This is a genomic window from Stenotrophomonas sp. RG-453, assembly GCF_033843685.1.
Taxonomy (GTDB): domain Bacteria; phylum Pseudomonadota; class Gammaproteobacteria; order Xanthomonadales; family Xanthomonadaceae; genus Stenotrophomonas; species Stenotrophomonas bentonitica_A.
This window is the reverse complement of sequence record NZ_JAMYED010000006.1, coordinates 246,532-265,241: the sequence shown is the minus strand read 5'-3', so window position 1 is coordinate 265,241 and position 18,710 is coordinate 246,532. Positions and strand designations below refer to the sequence as shown.

The following is an 18,710-nucleotide window of genomic DNA, read 5'->3' as shown; positions in this document are numbered from 1 at the left end:
CATGACCGACCGTTACGCCGTATTCGGCCAGCCCATCGCGCATTCGCAGTCGCCGCACATCCACGCCACGTTCGGCCGGCAGGAAGGCCTGGCGCTGGACTACCGTGCGATCGAAGCGTCGCCGGCCGAATTCCTGGCAGCGCTGGAGGCCTTCGCCGCCGAGGGCGGCGTGGGCGCCAACATCACCGCGCCGCACAAGGAAGCCGCCTTCGCACTGTGCACCACGCTGACCTCGCGCGCGCGCCGCGCCGGTGCGGTCAACACGCTGCTGCGCAAGGGCGACCGCTGGCATGGCGACACCACCGATGGCATCGGCCTGGTCCGTGACCTTACCGACCGCCACGGCCTGGACCTGCGTGGCCGCCGCACCCTGCTGATCGGCGCCGGTGGCTCGGCCCGCAGCGTGGCCCCGGCCCTGCTGGATGCCGGCATCCTGGAGCTGGTGGTGGTCAACCGCACCCCGGAGCGCGCCGACGCGCTGATCGATGCGATGGGCGAGCCGGGCCGCGCGATCACCCGCTACTGGGAAGACATCCGCGAGCTGGGCGATTTCGAGTTGATCGTCAACGCCACCTCGGCCGGCCGCGACCGCACCGCGGAATTCAAGCTGCCGCTCTCGCTCGTCAACAGCATGACCACCGCCGTGGACCTCAACTACGGCGAGGCCGCGATCGCCTTCACCGCGTGGGCGCGCTCGGCCGGCTGCCGCAACATCGTCGATGGCCTGGGCATGCTGGTCGAACAGGCCGCCGAGAGCTTCCTGCAGTGGCACGCGGTGCGCCCGCAGACCGACGCGGTCTACACCGAGCTGCGGAACCGGCTGGCGCCGCTGGCCGGCGAGGACTGAGCCGGTGGACATGGACCTGCTGGTCTCGATGCTGACCATGGTGGGCGTGCGCCTGCCGGTACTGATCGCGCTGGCGGTCGCGGTGGTCTGGGTGGTGGACACCCCGCGCGGGGCGATCCGCAGTGTTGCCCTGGGCGCGCTGGGCCTGCTGGCGCTGACCACGCTGGCCGGCCTGGTGCTCAACCTGGTGCCGATGTGGATGGTGCAGCAGGGCAACTACGAAAACCTGCAGCTGATGTCCAAGCTGCTGGGCGCTGGCCACTTCGCGCTCAACCTGTTCGAGGCGCTCGCGCTGGTCCTGCTGGTCTGGGCGATGACCCGCGCGCTGCGCAGCCGCGCCGTTCCGCCCGCTGCGCCGCTGCCGCCGCGCTGAGCGGATGCAGCAGGCTGTCGCGGTCCACAGTGTTGGCGTGGGTCGCGTCACGGATATGAACCGGCGCGGAAAATGGCGCCGGTCACGACCGCCGGGTCGTGAGAAAATGGGGACCGTGATCCAGTCAGGCAGTCCTCCGGCGTGACCGAAAAAGTTGAAGCTCCCCGCGCCCTGAACGACGAGCTCAAGGCCGGCATCCGCGACGCCTACGCCAAGCTGCAGGCCAATACGCCCGGCTTCAGTACCCGGCGCTCGCAGAGCCAGATGATCGGCGTGGTGTCGCGTGCGCTCTCGCACAGCGGCGGCGTCGGCGTGGTCGAAGCACCCACCGGCGTCGGCAAGTCGCTGGGCTACCTGACCGCCGGCGTGCCGATCGCGCTGGCGACCAAGAAGAAACTGGTGATCAGCACCGGCACCGTGGCGCTGCAGTCGCAGCTGGTCGAGCGCGACATCCCCAATTTCCTCAAGGCCACCGGCATCGAAGCCACCGTGGCGCTGGCCAAGGGCCGCACCCGTTACCTGTGCACCCGCAACGCGGCCGAAGCGCATGGCGATGGCGCGCAGGAAGGCATGTTCGACGACGAACAGCCGTTGTTCGACCGGCCGTTGGCGCCGATCGAGATGGACCTGGCGCAGTCGCTGAGCAAGGCCTTCCTGGAAGGCCGCTGGAACGGTGACCTGGACAACGCGCCGGAAACGATCAGCAACACCCTGCGCTCGCGCATCACCACGCCGGCCTCCGGCTGCGCCGGGCGCAAGTGCGCCTACTCGGCGCAGTGCGCGGTGCTGCGCTCGCGCAACACCGTGCGCGAGGCGCAGATCGTGGTGACCAATCACGCGCTGCTGTTGTCGGCGCTGTCGATCGGCGAGAGCGACAACGGCCAGCCGCTGATCGCGCCGCCCTCGGACATGCTGCTGGTGCTTGATGAAGGGCATCACATCGGCAACGTCGCCATCGACCAGGGCGCGGCCAGCCTCGCGCTGGACGAAATGGCCAAGCGCACCGGCCGTCTGCAGGTGCTGATCGCCGCGTCCTACCGCGCGGTGGACAAGGACAAGCTGGGCAACCTGCTGCCCAACGAGGCGATCGAGGCCGCCGCCAAGGTCAGCAAGCAGCTCAAGGCCTTCCGCGATGTGATCGACCGCAGCTGGCGGCCGGATCCTTCCGCGCAGGAGCCGATGTGGCGCGCTCCGAATGGCCGCTTGCCGGACATCTGGATGCCGGAGATCGAGGCCATCGCCGACGACACCCGCGCGCTGTTCAACTGGGCGCACGCCGCGCTGACGCAGGTGGCCAAAGGCAAGCCCGAGGATGCCGCGCGCGAGCGTCTGCAGCGCAACCTCGGCATGGCGCTGGAGATGATCGAGCAGCAGCACAACCTGTGGACCGGCTGGCGTCGCGAGGACAAGGAGGGCCAGCCGCCGACCGCGCGCTGGATCACCCTCTCGCGCGATGGCGATCTGATTCTGCATGGCTCACCGGTCTCGGCCGCGAACGTGCTGCGCAAGCTGCTCTGGGACGAAGTGGACTCGGTGGTGATGACCTCGGCCACGCTCACCGGCGGTGGCGATTTCCAGGCGCTGGCGATCGACAACGGCATTCCGGCCGAGGCCGAGATGGTCTCGCTGGCCTCGCCGTTCGATCTGCCGAACCAAGCGCAGCTGATCGTGCCGGCATTCCCGGTCACCCCGGATGACAAGGAAGGTCACCCCAAGGAAATCGCGAAGTACCTGGTCAAGGAGCTGGACTGGGGCAAGGGCAGCATCGTGCTGTTCACCTCGCGCTGGAAAATGGAAAAGGTGGCCGAGCTGATGCCGGCCGCGCAGCGCAAGCAGGTGCTGGTGCAGGGCGAAACGGCCAAGCAGAAGATGATCGATGAGCACCTGCGGCGCACCTCGGCCGGGGAGGGCTCGGTGCTGTTCGGGCTCAATTCCTTCGGCGAGGGCCTCGATCTGCCCGGCGAAGCCTGCACCACGGTGGTGATCACCCAGGTGCCGTTCGCGGTGCCGACCGATCCGCAGACCTCCACCCTGAGCGAGTGGTTCGAAAGCCGCGGCCTGAATGCCTTCAACCTGATCGCGATCCCGCATGCGCTGCGCACGCTGACCCAGTTCTCCGGCCGGTTGATCCGCACCTCCACCGATACCGGCCGCGTGATCATCCTCGACTCGCGGCTGCTGACCCGCCGCTATGGCAAGCGCATCATCGATTCACTGCCGCCGTTCAAGCGGGTGATCGGGTAGGCCCTGGCGCTGCGGGGCCGCTGCATCAGGGGGTGTCGCGCTGGGGCGCGGCCATCGTGTCGGGATGGCGGCAACGCTGGCTCGAATACGCCTGCCGGTAGCTCTGGCCGAAGCAGCGGACAAATGCGTCGACCACATCGAGGTTGGGCGGCCAGGCGACCTGCACCACCTCCCCGTTCGGCATCGCGAAACTGAAAAATCCGTCCTTGACGTTGGTCTCCGGCGGCGCAGGCAGGGCTGCCAGCGCCGCGCGGGCGGCGACCAGAGCCGGCCGGTCCTTCTCGATGAGAGCGATGCTGGCATCCACATACGGATTCCAGCCACCGGCATCGGGTGCGGGTTTGTAGGTCTGGCGCATGAGCGCCACCGCGCGCGCATCCTGCCCAGCCTCCGCGCGCAGCTGCGCTTCATGCCAGATCATCGTGGTGTTGCCGGCGGCCTTGGGCTGTGCACGATAGGCCGCGATGAGATCGGCAGCAGCCAACTGGCAGTCGGCTATTTCCGCCATCGGCCGCCAGCCGCCCTGCAGATCCTGATCGAATTGATCCGGGGTCAAGGCCAGCATCGCGGCGCGATCAACGGTGCATTCGTCGGCAAAGGCCGGCAATGCGGCCGCCGACAAGGCCAGTATCAGCAGGGAACGCTTGCCGTGCATCGTCACATCCTTGTGCAGAGGTCTGACCGGAGTGTTTGCCCGTGCTGCACTCAGGTCAAGCCGGGAGGTCGCGCTGGCGCGTCAGTCTTCCAGCTTCGCCAAGTCCCGCACCGCACCCTTGTCGGCACTGGTGGCCAGCAACGCGTAGGCCTTCAGCGCGCCGGTGACCTTGCGCGGGCGCACCTCGCGCGGCTTCCAGCCCAGTGCATCCTGCTCGGCGCGGCGTGCGGCCAGCGTGGCGTCATCCAACAGCAGATCGATGCGCCGTGCGGGAATGTCGATGCGGATGCGGTCGCCGTTGCGCACCAGGCCAATGGTGCCGCCCGAGGCCGCTTCCGGCGAGGCATGCCCGATCGACAGGCCCGAGGTGCCGCCGGAGAAACGGCCGTCGGTGAGCAGGGCGCAGTGCTTGCCCAACCCCTTGGATTTCAGATAACTGGTCGGGTACAGCATCTCCTGCATGCCCGGGCCACCGCGCGGGCCTTCATAGCGGATCACCACCACGTCGCCGGCCACCACGTCATCGGCGAGGATGCCGGCCACGGCGGCGTCCTGGCTCTCGAACACCCGCGCGTTGCCTTCGAACACATGGATGGATTCATCCACGCCGGCGGTCTTCACCACGCAGCCATCAACGGCCAGGTTGCCACGCAGCACGGCCAGTCCACCTTCTGCGGAGTACGCATGGGCGACATCGCGTATGCAGCCTTCGGCGCGGTCCACGTCCAGCGTCGGCCAGCGCGTGGCCTGGCTGAACGCGATCTGGGTCGGGATGCCTGCCGGCCCGGCGCGGAAGAAATCGTGCACCTTCTCATCGGTGCTCACCGCGACATCCCAGCGTGCGATCGCCTCGGCCAGGGTGCGGCTGTGCACGGTCGGCACGTCGGTGTGCAGCAGGCCGCCACGCGCAAGTTCACCGAGGATGCCGAACACGCCGCCGGCGCGATGCACGTCCTCCATGTGGTACTTCGGCGTGTTCGGGGCGACCTTGCACAGCTGCGGCACACGGCGCGAGAGCGCGTCGATGGCATGCAGGTCGAAGTCCACTTCCGCCTCCTGCGCCGCCGCCAACAGGTGCAGGATGGTGTTGGTCGAGCCGCCCATCGCGATATCCAGCGTCATCGCGTTCTCGAACGCCTGGCGGGTGGCGATGCCGCGGGGCAGCGCACCGATCTCTTCGCCGCCATACCAGCGGTGGCACAGTTCCACGATCAGGCGGCCGGCACGGCGGAACAGCTGCTCGCGGTCGGCGTGCGTGGCCAGGGTGGAGCCGTTGCCCGGCAGCGACAGGCCCAGTGCCTCGGTCAGGCAGTTCATCGAGTTTGCGGTGAACATGCCCGAGCACGAGCCGCAGGTGGGGCAGGCGCTGCGCTCGTATTCGGCGACCTTCTCATCGCTGGCGCTTTCATCGGCGGCGATCACCATGGCATCGACCAGGTCCAGCTTGTGCTCGGACAGGCGCGTCTTGCCCGCTTCCATCGGCCCGCCGGAGACGAACACCACCGGGATGTTCAGGCGCAGCGCGGCCATCAGCATGCCGGGGGTGATCTTGTCGCAGTTGGAGATGCACACCAGCGCATCGGCGCAGTGTGCGTTGGCCATGTACTCCACCGAGTCGGCGATGATCTCGCGGCTGGGCAGCGAATACAGCATGCCGTCGTGGCCCATGGCGATGCCGTCATCCACCGCGATGGTGTTGAATTCCTTCGCCACGCCGCCGACCTGCTCGATCTCGCGCGCCACGAGCTGGCCCAGGTCCTTGAGGTGCACGTGGCCGGGCACGAACTGGGTGAACGAGTTGGCGACGGCGATGATCGGCTTGTGGAAGTCGCCATCGGTCATCCCGGTGGCGCGCCACAGGGCGCGTGCGCCAGCCATGTTGCGGCCGGCGGTGGAGGTGCGGGAGCGGTATTCAGGCATGGTGGCTGGCAGGATCTGGCGGGCCGTGGGGGCGCGTTTCGCCTCGATTCTGCCGAAAAATTCCGGTTGCGTTTGCAACCGTTGCCACCGGTGTTTTCCGGGCAAAACCTGAAACCGCGTTCAGCTGGGCGACTTTGCCGGTTTTGGTTGTTCGCCCCGATCAGGCATGATTGGGGAGATAACCGTACTAGGGGGCATGACGCCATGAAACGTTCCAGGACCACTGCGCTGCTGCTGATGAGCGCCGCGCCGCTGCTGTTCACCGCCTGCCAGAAGAACGAGGCCGTGCAGGTGCAGGAAGGGCTCTACACCTCGGTGCAGGCCTGTACCGAAGCCACCGGCGATCCGTCCAGCTGCCGCAATGCCTTTGCCGAAGCGCAGAAGCAGTCGGCCGATGCCGCCCCCAAGTACGCCACGCGCGAAGCCTGTGAGGCCGAGTACAACGCCGAGCAGTGCGTGGAACAGAAGACCTCCACCGGCCACTCGTTCATCGGCCCGATGATGATGGGCTTCTTCATGTCGCAGATGCTCAGCAACCGCGGAGGCGCGGGTCTGGCCCAGCAGCCGGCCGCGGCGCCGGCTTACCAGGACAAGGCCAAGGGCTGGGCCCGTCCGGGCCCGTCCACCGGTGGGATGAACACCGCCAGCGGCATCGGCGCCGGCAAGGCCGGCCTGGCCCCGGTCACCGCCACCCCGAACCGGGCGGTCACCGCCAGCCGCGGTGGCTTCGGCAACACCAGCAGCAACCGCAGCAGCGTCGGCGGCTGATCGATGCAGCGCGTGCGTATCGCCGAGCGCAGCCAGTGGCGCGCCCGGGCCGAAGAGTCGGGGTTCCGTTTCCACACCATCGATGGCCTGCCGTACTGGGATGAAACCGCGTATTACGCCTTCACCCTGCGTCAGATCGAGCAGGACATCGAAGATCCCAGCGCCGAGCTGCATGCCATGGCGATGGACCTGGTGGACGAGGTGGTGGGCAGCCAGCAGCTGATGGACCAGCTGGCGATCCCGCCGCAGTTCCGCGACTGGATCGCCGACAGCTGGCGCCGCCGCGAGCCGCACCTGTACGGGCGGCTGGATTTCGCCTACGACGGCAGCGGCCCGGCCAAGCTGTACGAGCTCAATTACGACACGCCCACCTCGCTGTTCGAAGCCTCGTTCTTCCAGTGGCAATGGCTGGAGGACCAGCGCAACCAGAACCGGTTGCCGCCGCACGCCGACCAGTTCAACGCGATCCATGAAGCACTGGTCGAACGGTTCGGTGAACTGGCCGCGCAGCTGCCGCCGCCGCTGTATTTCAGCGCGGTGGGTGCGTCGGAAGAAGACCAGGGCACGGTCGCCTATCTGCGCGACTGTGCCGCCCAGGCCGGCCTGCGCGGCGAAGCGATCGCGATCGAAGATATCGGCCTGTCCGAAGACGGGCGCTTCACCGCGCTCGACGACACCGTGATCGGCAGCCTGTTCAAGCTGTACCCGCTGGAAGACCTGATGACCGAGTCGTTCGGCCAGGCGTTGCCTGCCTCGGGCGTGCAGCTGCTGGAACCGGCCTGGAAGGCGATCCTCAGCAACAAGGGCGTGCTGCCGCTGCTATGGCAGCGCCACCGGGGCCACCCGAACCTGCTCGCCGCCGAGTTCGACGATGGCAGCGAGCTGCCGCGTGGCTGGGTGCGCAAGCCGCTGTTCTCGCGCGAGGGCGCCAACGTGGCCATGCACCTGGCCGATGGCAGCTGGCAGGAAAGCGAAGGCCCGTATACCGGCCCGGCAATCCGCCAGGCCGCGCATCCGCTTACCGCGTTCGATGGCGGGTATCCGCTGATCGGCAGCTGGGTGGTGGGCGATCAGGCCTGTGGCATGGGCATCCGCGAAGACAACAGCCGGATTACCCGCGACAGCGCCCGCTTCGTACCGCACGCGATCATCGACGAAGCGCCGACGCGCATCTACGTCTGATGGCCATGATGTACCGTCGCGAGCTGCGCGGCCGCCCGTTGGCCGGCCGGCATCTGGATGATGGGCATGGTCTGTGGCGGTACGCGGATCGGGTAGCGGTACGCTGCCACCGCTGCCAATCGCCTGGATGGGTGATCAAACAGGAGAAAGCCGCCAGCTTTCGGTGCCTGAACTGCAGCGTTGCGCTGGACGGTGGCTGCGGTTGCAGCCGCTGCGGGCCTGGCGACTGGGTGGGGCCGGTGCGTTACAGCGGCCGGCGTCCCTGTGGCTACTGTGGTCATCAGTGGGTCAGTGCCGCAGCGACACGCAAAGTGGCCTCGCCGCCCATGAAATCCCTTGCGGCGAACTGCGCCCAATGTGGTCGCAGCAGCGATGTGGCCGTCAGCGTAGTGCAGGTCCGCGGCACCGAAGCAGTTGACCCGCATTTCGGCATGTCGCTGCTGTTGGTTGAGAAAACGGCCGCCGGCGTGCTGTGGGCCTACAACACGGCTCACCTCCAGGCACTGCACGACTACGCTACTGCGTCGCTGCGCGAGAGCACCGGTATCGCCAATGGGTCAATGTTCTCGCGCCTGCCGCAGTGGATGAAACTGGCACGCAACCGCGTGCTGCTGCAGAAGGCCACCGCTCGTCTGATCGCCAAGGCCAACGCCATCCGCTAGGTACCGACCGTTGGTCGGTACGCGTTACAACAACCCGTCGCGCTTGACCGCCAGGTAACGCTCCACCAGCGCGCCGGGCAGAGCCTCGGCGGTGACATCGAGCACCATCACCCGATGGCTGCGCAGCGCATCATGCGCATCGCTGCGCTGCTGCAGGTAACGGGCGATCGCGCCGGCCTGGGCAGCGTCCTGCAGGGTTTCCACCGGCTGGGACAGCGCATCATCCAGCGCGCGTTCGCGCAGGCTGGCCACGCACACCAGGTGCTGGCGTTGCAGCAGGCGCACTGCGGCGAGCAGGTCTTCGATGTCCTCGTCACGCACGTTGGTGACCAGCATCACCAGCGAGCGCCGGCGCTGACGCAGCGACAACTCGGTGGCAGCGGCGAGGTAATCGGTGGCCACCGGCTGCGCCTGCAGATCGTAGCTGGCGCGCAGCAGGGTATCGATGGTGCCCATGCCGCGTCTGGGCGCGACCCAGCGGCTGTCGCCCCCGGCCGCAAACAGGCCCACGCCGTCGCCCTGGCGCAGCGCAAGGTAGGACACCACCAGCGCCGCGTTGAGCACATGATCGAAGTGCGACAGGCCGCCTTCGCTGGCCATCATGCGCCGGCCGGTGTCGATCATCAGCACCAGCTGCTGGTTCTTCTCGTCCTGGTACTCACGCGACACCAGCTTGCGCGCACGTGCGGTGGCCTTCCAGTCGATCTGGCGCAGGCTGTCGCCGACGCGGTACTCGCGCATCTGGTGGAAGTCGGTGCCTTCGCCGCGGCGGCGCTTGAGGTGCGCACCGACCAGGCGCGAGGCCTGTTCGGCACTGAACAAGGCGAAGCGCGTCAGCGGGGCGAAGTTCGGGTACACGCGCACCGCCAGCGAAGGCGACAGCTGCCGCCGTTGATGCCACAGCCGCCACGCGCTGTGCATGCGCAGGTGCACGCCCTCGAAGACGAAACGGCCACGCGCGGTCGGGGTCAGCCGGTACGCCACGCTGCTGGTCACCATCGGCTTGAGGGCCAGCCTGCGCGGCAGACCCTGCAGGCTCCACCCACCGGGAACCAGATCAAACACCTCCACACGCTGGTGGCGGCTCGACTCCAGACGCAGCGTGGCCTCACGCTCGACGTTCAACGCCAGCGACTCGGGCAGTTCGCGATGCACGCTGGGCGAGGGCTGGGCACGCAGGCGCAGCAGGTCCACCAGCGCAATCAGCGCCACGCCGCCACCGATCGCCCACCAGACTGCGTGCGGCCAGGCACCGAGTACCACCGGCACGCCGAGCAGGCCCCAGCCGGCCAGCAGCGCCAGCAGCAGTAGGCCCGGCCTCATGCCGCCTGCCCGCGATGGAAAACGCGCCCCCTCATTTGCGCGGTGCGTCCACCTTGGCCAGCAGCGCGGTCAAGGCATCGTCGGCGCTTTGTCCTTCGATCTGCAGTTCCGGTGCCAAGGCGATGCGGTGGCGCAGCGCCGGCCTGGCGATGTCGCGCACGTCATCGGGGGTGACGAAATCACGGCCGGACAGCACCGCCTGCGCACGCGCCGCACGCACCAGCGCGATGCTGCCGCGCGGGCCGGCACCGAGCGCGATGCCCGGCCACTGCCGCGTGGCGGCGACGATCCGCACCGCGTAGTCGATCACTTCCGGATCGACCGTGATCGCCGCGGTCGCCTGCTGCAGCGCGACCACCTCGGCCCCGCTCAGTACGCGCGGCACCTGCGAGAGATCGAAGTCGGCCGCGCTGCGGCCGGTGGTGATCGCATCGACCATGCGTTTCTCGTCTTCCAGCGCCGGGTAGTCGATCAGCACCTTGAGCAGGAAGCGGTCCAGCTGCGCTTCCGGCAGCGGGTAGGTGCCTTCCTGCTCGACCGGGTTCTGGGTGGCGAGGGTCAAGAACGGCGGGGTCAGCGCGAACGCCTTGCCTTCGATGGTGACCTGGCCTTCCTGCATCACTTCCAGCAGGGCCGACTGGGTCTTGGCCGGCGCCCGGTTGATCTCATCGGCGAGCAGCAGGTTGGTGAACACCGGGCCGCGGCGGATCTTGAAGCTCTCCGTCTTCGGGTCGTACACCGCATGGCCGCTGACATCGCTGGGCATCAGGTCCGGGGTGAACTGCACGCGGCCGTAGTCCAGCTCCAGGGCCTGGGCGAGGGCGCGCACCAGCAGGGTCTTGCCCAGCCCGGGGACGCCTTCGATCAGCACATGGCCGCCGGCCAGCAGCGCGATCAGGATCTGGTCGAGTACCTCGGGCTGGCCGATGAAGGCACGGCCCACGGCCTCGCGCACGGCATCGACGCGCTCGGACAACGGCGACGGTGAAGGCGTCACGGCAGGAGGGGACAGCGGCGGCGGAAGCGTCGGCTCGGTCATAGCAGGTTTCTCATCTGGATCAGCAGGCGGATGCGGTCGCGCAGGCCGGCGACGTCGTGGGAAGCGGGTGGGGTCAACGCGGTCTGCACGCGCTCGTGCGACCACTGCAGCAAGGTGGCGACGGCCTGCACCCGGGCCTCGCCGGTCAGCGCGGCCGCACTCGGCGAACGCCGCCGCAGGCGGGCCAGGAACGCGCGCCGGACCGCGTCGTACAGCAGCGGCGCTTTGCCGAAGCGCAGCAGGTGTTCGCCGCTGGCGCGGATGTGTTCGAGCAGGGAACGGCGTTCGGCCGGCGGCGAAGGCAGTTCGCTGCCCAGGCGCTGCGCGCGCTGCCAGAGCCAGCCGAGCAGGGCCAGCAGCAACGGCGCCCACACCGGCCAGCCGTGGTAGAACACGCGGTTCCACAACGACGGCGGGCGCGAGGCGTAGACCAGCCACATCGTGCCCTTGCCGTAGTTGGGTGAGAGCACGTAGCGGGTCAGGTCGCGATGGGCCTTGTCGTGCAGGCCGTCGATGGCGGCGTTGGCAGCGTTCTGCGCAACGGTCGGATTGGGCCGGCCCTTGCCGTCCATGAAGGCCATGTCCGCCAGCACATCGATGCGGCCCTGGCCGTGGCGCAGGCGGGCGAACACCAGATCGCCCGTGTCGCCCCACTGGCGCTCGACCGCCACGCCCTTGGGCGGTTGGACCGCGAAGCGGCGCCCGTTGCAGAACTCGACGTGCTGCGGATCATCGCGAACGTGGAACGGCTGGCAGTCGTTTCCGTAGTCCTCGCTGTCCACGCCGAGCGCGTCCAGCAGCGGACCATTGCGCGCGGTCTCCTTGCCCACCGGTGGCGTGCGCACGATCAGATGGCCGCCACGCGCCACCCAGGCCATCAGCGCGGTGGCGGCAGGCGTGGGCACTTCCGCGCTGTCCTGCAGCAGCACCAGCGTGTCGCCCGGTTGCAACGGCATCCGGGCCAGGTCCAGGCGCGGTTGCGACTGCGCGGTAAGCCCGTCCGCGCGCAGTGCCTGACCGAGCACATACAACGGGTTGTAGCTGGCTTCACCCTGCGGCGGCAGGTGCTCGAGCTGGGTCACCCGCTCGTGCGTGCGCAGGAACAGGATCGCCAGCGGCACCCCGATCACCAGCAGTACAAGGCCGACCAGCAGCCAGCGCAGACGGGTGCTCATGCGCGCCACCCGAACTGGCGCTGCAGGGTGGTGGCCAGCGCTTCGAAATCATCATCGGCCGGCAGCCGGCCGGCATACGCAGCGTACTGCCAGACCCGCACGATGCGTTCGAACAGGCGGCGGTCGGCCTCGACCGGCATCCGTCGCGAGGCCCGCAGGCACTGCGCTTCGGTGGCGCCCGGCGGCAGGCTGATCTGCGCGCGCTCGCTCATGGACTCCACGCTGGCCCGATACAGCAGCGCCAGCGCCTGCCGTGGGCGGCCCTCCTGCCACAGTGCACGCGCACGCGCGGCGGGATCGGGCGGTGCCACGTCGGGTACCCGGATCGGCTCTTCCACGACTGCCACAGCCTTGGCCCGGCGGCGCTGGCCGGAGCCACGCAGCCACGGCAGCCAGCGCGGCGCGGTGATCAGCAGCAGCACCACCAGGACGCCGACCACGGCCCACAGCGCCCACTCGGCGATCTGTGCCGGCAGCAATGGGCCCTTGTTACCGCGTTGCCGGGATGCCTTGGCGGCGGCCTCGCGTTTTGCCTTCTCGGCTTCGGCCGCCTCGCCGTCCGTGCGCTTCCACTCGGTGACCTCGCGGGTCGGGCTCTGCAGCGGGTCTTCATACGCGCGCTGCACCGCCTGACGGAAGCCGGCGGTGTCCACCGCCTCGTTGCCGAAGACGCCGACCACAGTGTTGTCCGGATCGTTGTCGAACGTCCGGGTGGGAGCGTCCGGCGCCTCGTCTTCGGCGTCTTCATCCTCAGGCGCATCGGACCCCGCGTCGGCCGCGGGCGCCAGACCGTCCTCCAGCGACGGCGCGGCAGCCGGTGCAGCCACCGCCCCCTTGCTGTTGGATGTCTGCTGGGCGTGCAGCGCCGCGCTCGGCCAGATCAGCACCAGGGCCAGCACCAGCAGCGGCGCGGCCTGCTGCAGCCGGGCGTGCAGGCGGCGGAAGGCGATCTCCAGATCCCACGCTTCCATCTGCGTGCGCCGGTCCAGGTACAGGCCGAAGCCGGCGCCGACGTAGAACGGACCGATCAACGTCGCAGCGGCCCAGAACAGCAGGTTCACGCCCAGCTGCATCCACGCCGGCATGTCCTGCTTGGCCAGCTCCCACGCCGCGCGCCAGGACTCGGACAACAGGTCCACCGGGATGAACAGGAACACCGCCGCGATGCCGCCGACCACCAGCACGATCTCGAAGACCATGCACACCAGCGTCAGCAGCAGCGCGTGACCGACCGCGCCGCCGGCGATCGCACGCCGACGCTGGCGGCGATGCGCAGCGTCCGTGCCCTCGAGCAGATTCACCGGCAGCAGCACCGGGCGCAGCGGGCTCAGGCGCCGCCAGCCGAGGTAGCCCCAGAAGCCCTGCCAGCCCCACGTGCGCTGCGCGCGCAGTGTCTGCGTGGTCGTCGAGGCATCGCCGAACACCCCGCGCGAGATCACGTACAACGCGATGCGTTCGAACAATGGCTTGAGCCACCACATCGCCAACCAGGCCCAGCCGAAGCTGTCCGTCCACCAGGCCAGCGCGTTGAGCAGCACGAACACCGGCAGCGACACGCTCACCCACGGCGCCCAGATCGCCGCGGCGTGCCGTCGCACCAGGGCCATCCCCAGCTCCATGGCCTCCCAGCCCGAGCGCGCGCGCAGCACGATGTTGAGCCGATCAATCTGCATCGGCCGCTCCGCGCCCGCCACGCCACAACCACACGAACACCGCGGTCCACAGCACCGCGGCCACGCTGTATTTGCCCCACGCCGGGATCGCGGCGATCGAGGACCAGAACGCTTCGATGAAGGCGGCCACCAGCAGCATCGCGGCAACGCCCACGCACAGCTTGGCCCCGATCACACCGCCCTCGACCAGCGCATCGATGCGCCGCCGGCGACCGGGCGCAAGCAGTTTCATGCCCAGCTGCAGCCCAGCGCCGCCGGCGATCACGATCGCGGTCAGCTCGAATGCACCATGGCCGGCCACGAAGCGCCAGAACGGATCGCCGTGGCCGATATGCTGCAGATGCCCGGCCACCGATCCGATGCCGACGCCGTTGAACAGCATCACGAACACGGTGCCGACACCGGCGATCAGCCCGAAGGCGAACGTGCGCAGGCCGATGCTGATGTTGTTCATGATGTAGTAGCCGAACATCGTCCAGTTGGTGCCGCTGTCGCGGCCCAGGTTCGGCGAGGCCGGATCGTACATGCGCTCGAACTCGGCGATGCGCGCGTTGTCCAGCAGCAGGTGGATCAGCTCGGGGCGCCACAGGATCAGCGCGAAACTGCCCACCAGCGGCACCACGAACAACGCCGCAGCGACCCACATGCTGCGGGCCTGGCTGCGCACCAGCTGCGGGAAATCGGCGAACAGGAAGGCGAGTGCGCGCTGCCACTGCGGGCGCGGGGTGCGGTACAGCAGGGTATGGCCCTGCTGCATCAGCTGCTGCAGCCGCGCCACCAGCTGCGGGCTGTAACCGCGCCGGCGCGCCAGCGCGAGCTGCTGGCACAGGCGGCGGTAACGCTGCGGGAAGTCGCCATCGTCCAGGCCCTCGTGTGCTGGCTGCCGGCGCGCCTGCCGCGGGTGCTCACCGCGCTGGGCCAGCCAGTGCTCCAGCGCCTGCCATTCGGCCTGGTAGCGGGCGACGAACTGTTCCTGCCTCATCGCCGCCCCAACAGCCAGTTGGCCATCGCATACAGGCGCAGCACGCCGACCTGGCCGTGGCTTCCGGTGAGCGGCGCGGCGATATCGGCCAGTTCCTGCTGGCGTGGCGCCGACAGCCGCGGCGCACGCTCGGCGAAAGCGACCACAGCGGCCTGTTCGGCCGGCTGCAGCGGTTGCGGTGGTACCAGCACACTGCCGACCGGCACCGTGCCGCCCAGCGGCGCGGCGCCCTGATGGATCACCACGGTGCCGGCGACCAGATCGCCGAGGCGGCGGCCATGCGCATCGAACAGGCTCGACAGCAGCCCCAGCGCATAGCCGAACGGCAGCATGTCCACGGTGCGCAGCAGGTTGCGGGTGATCGCGCTCATCCAGCCGATCGGCCCACCATCGCGCGCGACCACGCGCAGGCCCATCGCGCGCTTGCCCAGGGTGCGGCCCCAGCACGCCTCCTGGACGATCGTGTAGGCCCACATCAGCAGGAACATCAGGCCGAGGTAGAGCCCTTGGCCGAACCCGCCGAGGAAGGCCAGCGGAATACTCAGCATCATCAGTGCGCCGACCCGGATCACGAAGTCGATCGCCCACGCCAGCGCACGCGGCAACGGACCAGCGACGGGCAGGTGCAGGGGCACGCCTTCGGGGGTGATGACCTCCCGGTAGGTATCCAGCATGGGCGCGCTCATGGGCGGCGCGTCACGGTGGGCCGTAGGGAAGGCCACAGGGGATGCCGGATTCCTCTCCGGGCTGCCAGCGGGGGCATGCGGGTCTCGACTGCTTCCTGGTCGGCTGAGGACTTTACCGCGCACCGATCCCGATGCCCAGCGGCGCGGCCACCATCACCCCCGGTACTGGTCCTTCAGGCGCACGTAGTGATCGGCCGAGTAATGCAGCGATTCGATCTCTTTGTCGCTGAGCGTGCGCGCCAGCCGTGCGGGGTTGCCCAGCCACAGCTCGCCCTCGCCGACCACCTTGCCCGGGCCGAGCACCGCGCCGGCGCCCAGGAACCCGTGCGTGTTCACCTGCGCACCATCGAGGATGCAGGCGCCCATGCCGATCAGACAGTAATCGCCGATCGTGCAGGCATGGATGATGGTGCCGTGGCCGACCGTGACGCCCTCGCCGATGATGGTGGGGTAGCCGCCCTTGTTGAAGGGGCTGTGGTGGCTGACGTGGATGATGGTGCCGTCCTGGATGTTGCTGCGCGCACCGATCCGCACGTGGTTCACATCCCCGCGGATCACCGTCCCCGGCCAGACCGAGACGTCATCGCCCAGCACCACATCGCCGATGATGGTGCAGGCCGGATCGATGTAGACGCGTTCGCCGAGCACCGGCAGCTTGTCGAGGAAGGGGCGGATCGGGGACATGCATGAACTCCGGCAACGCAGGGACTGGGACGCCGCCTGCCGCGTTGTCCCGGCCCCCGATGATAACGCGGGTGTGCCCGCCAACCGCCGCTGGCGCGCAGACCATCGACTGCACAACTGCACAACTGCACAACGGCGCGACCGCACGCCATCGACGGTAGAGCCGACCGTTGGTCGGCTGCCCGGAATCCCCGGGCGGCGGCTGTGCAGCCGACCAACGGTCGGCTCTACCCGGGGTTGTCGTGCAGCCGACCAACGGTCGGCTCTACCGGGGGTTGTCGTGCAACCGACCAACGGTCGGCTCTACCGGGGGCATGCCGCGTTACGCGGCGCGGATGCGGCGCGCGCGTTCCAGATGGACCAGCAGCAGCGAGATTGCCGCCGGGGTCATGCCGGGGATGCGCTGGGCCTGGCCGATGGTCTGCGGCCGCACGCGCTCGAGCTTCTGCTGCACTTCGGCCGAGAGACCGCGCACGCTGGCGTAATCGAAATCGGCGGCGATGGCGGTGTTTTCATGCCGCTGCTGGCGTTCGATCTCGTCGCGCTGGCGGTCGAGGTAGCCGGCGTACTTCACGCCGATCTCGACCTGTTCGGCCACCTTGGCGTCGGCCACGGCGGGGCCGAGCGACGGCACCTGCATCAGCTTGGCGTAGTCCAGTTCCGGGCGCTTGATCAGGTCCAGCACGTTGGTTTCGCGGCTGACCGCCACTCCCAGCGTGGCTTCCACCTCGCGGCCGAGTGCATTGCCCGGCGTGGCCCACAGGGCGCGCAGCCGCGCGGTCTCCTGCGCCACCGCGTCCTGTTTGGTCTGGAATGCGCTCCAGCGGCGGTCATCGACCAGCCCCAGTTCGCGGCCGAGGCCGGTCAGGCGCACGTCGGCATTGTCCTCGCGCAGCTGCAGGCGGTACTCGGCGCGGCTGGTGAACATGCGGTACGGCTCATTGGTGCCGTGGGTGATCAGGTCGTCGACCAGTACGCCCAGATAGGCCTCGTCGCGGCGCGGGCACCAGCCGGCGTCGTCACGGGTGAAGCGGGCGGCGTTGAGGCCGGCCAGCAGACCCTGCGCGGCGGCTTCTTCATAGCCGGTGGTGCCGTTGATCTGGCCGGCGAAGAACAGGCCGCTGACGGTCTTGGTCTCCAGCGTGTTCTTCAGCCCGCGCGGATCAAAGAAGTCGTATTCGATCGCATAGCCGGGGCGGGTGATGTGCGCGTTCTCGAAGCCACGCATGCTGCGCACCAGCGCCAGCTGCACATCGAATGGCAGCGAGGTGGAGATGCCGTTGGGATAGATCTCGACCACGTCCAGCCCCTCGGGCTCGACGAAGATCTGGTGGCTGGCTTTTTCGGCGAAGCGCACCACCTTGTCCTCGATGGAGGGGCAGTAGCGCGGGCCGATGCCTTCGATCTGGCCGCTGTACAGCGGCGAGCGGTGCAGCGCGTTGCGGATGATCTCGTGGGTGCGCTCGCTGGTGTGGGTGATCCAGCAGCTGACCTGCGCCGGATGCTCGTTCACGCTGCCCAGGAAGGACATCACCGGGCGCGGGTCGTCGCCGGGCTGTTCTTCCATCAGGCGGTAATCCAGCGAGCGGCCATCGATGCGCGGCGGCGTGCCGGTCTTCAGGCGGTCGATCACGAACGGGCGCTCGCGCAGGCGCGCGGCCAGCGTGGTCGCCGGCGGGTCGCCCATGCGGCCGGCCGCGTACTGGGTCTCACCGACGTGGATCTTGCCGGCCAGGAAGGTGCCGGCGGTCAGCACCACGGCGGTCGCGCTGAAGCGCAGGCCGGTCTGGGTGATCGCGCCACGCACGGCATCGCCCTCGATGACCAGGTCATCGACCGCCGCCTGGAACACGGTCAGGTTGGGCTGGGCCTCGACGATCTGGCGGATCGCCATGCGGTAGAGGTTGCGGTCGGCCTGGCAGCGCGTGGCGCGCACGGCCGGGCCCTTGGAGGCATTGAGCGTGCGCCACTGGATGCCGGCGCGGTCGGCGGCATGCGCCATTGCGCCGCCCAGGGCGTCGATCTCCTTGACCAGGTGGCCCTTGCCGATGCCGCCGATGGCCGGGTTGCAGCTCATCGCACCGATGGTTTCGACGTTGTGGGTCAGCAGCAGGGTGCGCGCACCGCTGCGTGCGGCCGCCAGCGCGGCTTCGGTGCCGGCGTGGCCGCCGCCGATGACGATCACGTCGTAGCGGTAGAAGGAGTCAGTCATGGCGGAGGAGCTCGGGACGGGGCCGGGCGGCCCGGATCAGCCCTGGAGGCAGGGCGCGGGTGGCGATTTTAGCGCCATTCGTCGGGGGCCATGAAATCCACCCTCAAGTTGGCACGTTTTCTGCAGATAACCCAATAGCACCCAGGATGGCATGCGCCTTGTGCGCAACGGACCGGAATTGGAACAGGGGCCGGTCCAAGCGCATCGTGGGGAAGCAGAGGGGCCGGCAGTCGGGGGACTGTCGGCCCTGTTTTTTGCCGGTTCCAGCGCGAACGCGCCGCCCAA

The 18,710-nt window shown here is 68.8% G+C and carries 16 protein-coding genes; 6 read left to right on the top strand and 10 right to left on the bottom strand.

The genetic code is table 11. The annotated features are described in order from the left end of the window. The first annotated feature begins 1 nt into the window (after position 1). The 3 genes from aroE (at position 2) to dinG (ending at position 3,464) form a co-directional block, all read left to right on the top strand. Entirely contained in the window at positions 2-847 is an 846-nt protein-coding gene (aroE, locus tag NJD74_RS13600; protein ID WP_019185437.1) for a shikimate dehydrogenase, read from the top strand. A 10-nt stretch (positions 848-857) separates the two neighbouring features. Further along, positions 858-1,220: a hypothetical protein gene (locus tag NJD74_RS13595; RefSeq protein WP_019185436.1), complete on the top strand. Its 363-nt coding sequence runs from the start codon at positions 858-860 to the stop codon at positions 1,218-1,220. A gap of 141 nt (positions 1,221-1,361) precedes the next feature. Next, complete coding sequence (gene dinG, locus NJD74_RS13590) at positions 1,362-3,464, top strand: ATP-dependent DNA helicase DinG (protein ID WP_313219356.1); 2,103 nt, start codon at positions 1,362-1,364, stop codon at positions 3,462-3,464. A 25-nt stretch (positions 3,465-3,489) separates the two neighbouring features. Here dinG and NJD74_RS13585 read toward each other — a convergent pair whose 3' ends face one another. Together NJD74_RS13585 and ilvD are read right to left on the bottom strand one after the other, a co-directional pair. After that, positions 3,490-4,119, bottom strand: coding sequence for a hypothetical protein (locus NJD74_RS13585; RefSeq protein WP_319624345.1), 630 nt, complete (start codon positions 4,117-4,119; stop codon positions 3,490-3,492). Between the two features lie 81 nt (positions 4,120-4,200). Further along, positions 4,201-6,039, bottom strand: a complete 1,839-nt coding sequence (gene ilvD, locus NJD74_RS13580; RefSeq protein ID WP_319624344.1) for a dihydroxy-acid dehydratase — start codon at positions 6,037-6,039, stop codon at positions 4,201-4,203. A 204-nt stretch (positions 6,040-6,243) separates the two neighbouring features. On the opposite strand from ilvD, the gene NJD74_RS13575 reads away from it, so the two are divergent. The 3 genes from NJD74_RS13575 (at position 6,244) to NJD74_RS13565 (ending at position 8,651) form a co-directional block, all read left to right on the top strand. Further along, positions 6,244-6,807, top strand: a complete 564-nt coding sequence (locus NJD74_RS13575) for a DUF1190 domain-containing protein (protein ID WP_319624343.1) — start codon at positions 6,244-6,246, stop codon at positions 6,805-6,807. 3 nt (positions 6,808-6,810) lie between these two features. Beyond that, the gene (locus NJD74_RS13570; RefSeq protein WP_019185431.1) at positions 6,811-7,989 is read left to right on the top strand and encodes a glutathionylspermidine synthase family protein; all 1,179 of its coding nucleotides are present in this window, start codon (positions 6,811-6,813) and stop codon (positions 7,987-7,989) included. A 326-nt stretch (positions 7,990-8,315) separates the two neighbouring features. Next, the gene (locus NJD74_RS13565; RefSeq protein WP_319624342.1) at positions 8,316-8,651 is read left to right on the top strand and encodes a hypothetical protein; all 336 of its coding nucleotides are present in this window, start codon (positions 8,316-8,318) and stop codon (positions 8,649-8,651) included. 24 nt (positions 8,652-8,675) lie between these two features. Here the strand turns inward: NJD74_RS13565 and NJD74_RS13560 are convergent, their stop codons facing one another. The 8 genes from NJD74_RS13560 to mnmG form a co-directional block, all read right to left on the bottom strand. Next, positions 8,676-9,974: a DUF58 domain-containing protein gene (locus NJD74_RS13560; protein WP_319624341.1), complete on the bottom strand. Its 1,299-nt coding sequence runs from the start codon at positions 9,972-9,974 to the stop codon at positions 8,676-8,678. Positions 9,975-10,005: 31 nt separating this feature from the next. Further along, positions 10,006-11,013, bottom strand: a complete 1,008-nt coding sequence (locus NJD74_RS13555) for a MoxR family ATPase (RefSeq protein ID WP_026070135.1) — start codon at positions 11,011-11,013, stop codon at positions 10,006-10,008. After that, the gene (locus NJD74_RS13550) at positions 11,010-12,188 is read right to left on the bottom strand and encodes a DUF4350 domain-containing protein (RefSeq protein ID WP_319624340.1); all 1,179 of its coding nucleotides are present in this window, start codon (positions 12,186-12,188) and stop codon (positions 11,010-11,012) included. Before NJD74_RS13550 ends, NJD74_RS13555 begins: the two co-directional genes overlap by 4 nt. Beyond that, entirely contained in the window at positions 12,185-13,861 is a 1,677-nt protein-coding gene (locus NJD74_RS13545; protein ID WP_319624339.1) for a DUF4129 domain-containing protein, read from the bottom strand. Before NJD74_RS13545 ends, NJD74_RS13550 begins: the two co-directional genes overlap by 4 nt. Next, a complete protein-coding gene (locus NJD74_RS13540; RefSeq protein ID WP_070426168.1) occupies positions 13,851-14,843 on the bottom strand; it encodes a stage II sporulation protein M in 993 nt (330 codons plus the stop codon). Before NJD74_RS13540 ends, NJD74_RS13545 begins: the two co-directional genes overlap by 11 nt. Next, positions 14,840-15,529 carry an RDD family protein gene (locus tag NJD74_RS13535; protein ID WP_019185424.1) on the bottom strand — a complete coding sequence of 230 codons (690 nt, stop codon included), beginning with the start codon at positions 15,527-15,529 and terminating at the stop codon, positions 14,840-14,842. The genes NJD74_RS13540 and NJD74_RS13535 overlap by 4 nt, the downstream gene beginning before the upstream one ends. 153 nt (positions 15,530-15,682) lie before the next feature. After that, positions 15,683-16,213, bottom strand: coding sequence for a gamma carbonic anhydrase family protein (locus NJD74_RS13530; protein WP_019185423.1), 531 nt, complete (start codon positions 16,211-16,213; stop codon positions 15,683-15,685). Between the two features lie 322 nt (positions 16,214-16,535). Continuing rightward, positions 16,536-18,425 carry a tRNA uridine-5-carboxymethylaminomethyl(34) synthesis enzyme MnmG gene (gene mnmG, locus NJD74_RS13525; protein WP_319624338.1) on the bottom strand — a complete coding sequence of 630 codons (1,890 nt, stop codon included), beginning with the start codon at positions 18,423-18,425 and terminating at the stop codon, positions 16,536-16,538. Between the last annotated feature and the right edge of the window lie 285 nt (positions 18,426-18,710).

Bases quoted from the DNA above. Each gene is read 5' to 3' on its own strand.
- aroE (WP_019185437.1), top strand. From the start codon at position 2: ATGACCGACCGTTACGCCGTATTCGGCCAGCCCATCGCGCATTCGCAG.
- NJD74_RS13595 (WP_019185436.1), top strand. From the start codon at position 858: ATGGACCTGCTGGTCTCGATGCTGACCATGGTGGGCGTGCGCCTGCCG.
- NJD74_RS13585 (WP_319624345.1), bottom strand. From the start codon at position 4,119: ATGCACGGCAAGCGTTCCCTGCTGATACTGGCCTTGTCGGCGGCCGCA.
- ilvD (WP_319624344.1), bottom strand. From the start codon at position 6,039: ATGCCTGAATACCGCTCCCGCACCTCCACCGCCGGCCGCAACATGGCT.
- NJD74_RS13575 (WP_319624343.1), top strand. From the start codon at position 6,244: ATGAAACGTTCCAGGACCACTGCGCTGCTGCTGATGAGCGCCGCGCCG.
- NJD74_RS13570 (WP_019185431.1), top strand. From the start codon at position 6,811: ATGCAGCGCGTGCGTATCGCCGAGCGCAGCCAGTGGCGCGCCCGGGCC.
- NJD74_RS13565 (WP_319624342.1), top strand. From the start codon at position 8,316: ATGAAATCCCTTGCGGCGAACTGCGCCCAATGTGGTCGCAGCAGCGAT.
- NJD74_RS13560 (WP_319624341.1), bottom strand. From the start codon at position 9,974: ATGAGGCCGGGCCTACTGCTGCTGGCGCTGCTGGCCGGCTGGGGCCTG.
- NJD74_RS13555 (WP_026070135.1), bottom strand. From the start codon at position 11,013: ATGACCGAGCCGACGCTTCCGCCGCCGCTGTCCCCTCCTGCCGTGACG.
- NJD74_RS13550 (WP_319624340.1), bottom strand. From the start codon at position 12,188: ATGAGCACCCGTCTGCGCTGGCTGCTGGTCGGCCTTGTACTGCTGGTG.
- NJD74_RS13545 (WP_319624339.1), bottom strand. From the start codon at position 13,861: ATGCAGATTGATCGGCTCAACATCGTGCTGCGCGCGCGCTCGGGCTGG.
- NJD74_RS13540 (WP_070426168.1), bottom strand. From the start codon at position 14,843: ATGAGGCAGGAACAGTTCGTCGCCCGCTACCAGGCCGAATGGCAGGCG.
- NJD74_RS13535 (WP_019185424.1), bottom strand. From the start codon at position 15,529: ATGAGCGCGCCCATGCTGGATACCTACCGGGAGGTCATCACCCCCGAA.
- NJD74_RS13530 (WP_019185423.1), bottom strand. From the start codon at position 16,213: ATGTCCCCGATCCGCCCCTTCCTCGACAAGCTGCCGGTGCTCGGCGAA.
- mnmG (WP_319624338.1), bottom strand. From the start codon at position 18,425: ATGACTGACTCCTTCTACCGCTACGACGTGATCGTCATCGGCGGCGGC.